Origin of the sequence: Mycolicibacterium arseniciresistens (assembly GCF_030519285.1) — a bacterium.
GTDB lineage: Bacteria > Actinomycetota > Actinomycetes > Mycobacteriales > Mycobacteriaceae > Mycobacterium > Mycobacterium arseniciresistens.
In genome coordinates, this window is the sequence record NZ_JAUMSQ010000543.1 from 1 (window position 1) to 1,126 (window position 1,126).

General features: G+C 73.4%; 2 protein-coding genes and 1 pseudogene. 2 read left to right on the forward strand and 1 reads right to left on the reverse strand.

Features of this window, described 5'->3' with window-relative positions; genetic code table 11:
- On the reverse strand, positions 1-203 hold a 203-nt coding region (locus Q2100_RS31360; RefSeq protein ID WP_302917140.1), incomplete at its 3' end, for a hypothetical protein.
- Here Q2100_RS31360 and Q2100_RS31365 point away from each other — a divergent pair.
- Positions 202-525, forward strand: coding sequence for a hypothetical protein (locus Q2100_RS31365; protein ID WP_302917141.1), 324 nt, complete (start codon positions 202-204; stop codon positions 523-525). The two genes, Q2100_RS31360 and Q2100_RS31365, sit on opposite strands and share 2 nt — an antisense overlap.
- Before the next feature lie 155 nt (positions 526-680).
- Positions 681-1,126: pseudogene (locus Q2100_RS31370) on the forward strand (hypothetical protein); the annotation flags it as partial.

The following is a 1,126-nucleotide window of genomic DNA, read 5'->3' on the forward strand; positions in this document are numbered from 1 at the left end:
GCGGTGCTGGGCGCGCTGCTGGTGTCGGGCGGCGACGCGGGCAGCCCGGCGCGCACACCGCTGGCGGTGCCACCGCAGGCGACGACCACCGAGGCCACGGAGCCGTCGAGCACCGAGACCTCTTCGAGCGCTCCGAGCTCGACGAGCACCACCTCGACGACCCCGTCCACCACGACGAGCACCACAGCGGGCGCCGTCACCATGGCCGGCGCCGACACACAGGGCTTCATCGGTCATTCGGCGCGTTGTGACAACGGCGACAAGGCCGCGGCGATGGTCCGGACGGCGAACTCGCTCGCGGTCGTGTGCGGCACCGGGTCGAGCGGCGGCTACTACTACCGCGGAGAACGGCTGAGCGACGGCGCCGACCTCGAACTCGCGAACGCGGTGCCGGCGGGCGGTGGATTCGACGCCGTCAACCCCGCCGACGGCGCCCGCTACGAGGTGCGGCCCGACCGGCTCACCATCTACGGCAGCGGCGGCGTCGACTCCACCGAACCGGCGCTGCAGTACGCCACGCAGTAGTCTTCGTGCCTGTAACGGTTCGCGCGGGCGCGCGATAAGTTTGGTTGAGATCGATTGATCACCACGTCGTGGCGGCTGCTGGTACCAGGCCAGTGTCGGGGGAGACGGCTGCGCCCTGACGTCAGAGGAGTCGACCCGTAATGGGTGGTGCACCGGTGAACCCGAGAACTGCTGCGGCGGCGTTGGCATCGGGGGTGGTGATCTCGCTGACCGCGCTCTCCGGCGGCGCCGCCCCTGCGCTGGCCAAACCCGACAAGGACCCGGTCGCGCCGACCGAGACGGTCCTGCCGTCCCCGCCCCAGGGCGGATCCGGCTCCGAGGTGGAGGTCCGGGAACGGCCCGCCGAGCGGAAAGCCCCTGCGCCGGAAGCGCTGCCGCCCGTTCAGGCGCCAGTGGTGGTGGAGCCGGAGCCGGTGGTCGAGGCGCCGCCGGTGGTCCGGGAGCCGGTGGCTCCCGATCCGGTCATCGAGGCGCCGGTGGCCCCTGAGCCGGCCGTGAAGGCACCCCCGGTCGCCGAAGAGCCTGCCGTCGCCGACCCGCCCCGCGCCGAGAAGCCGCTGCCCGCAGCAACTCCGGCGCCCGTCGAGCGGCCGGCGCCCGC

Excerpts from the sequence above, each read along its gene's own strand:
- Q2100_RS31365 (WP_302917141.1), top strand. The coding sequence starts at position 202 with ATGGCCGGCGCCGACACACAGGGCTTCATCGGTCATTCGGCGCGTTGT.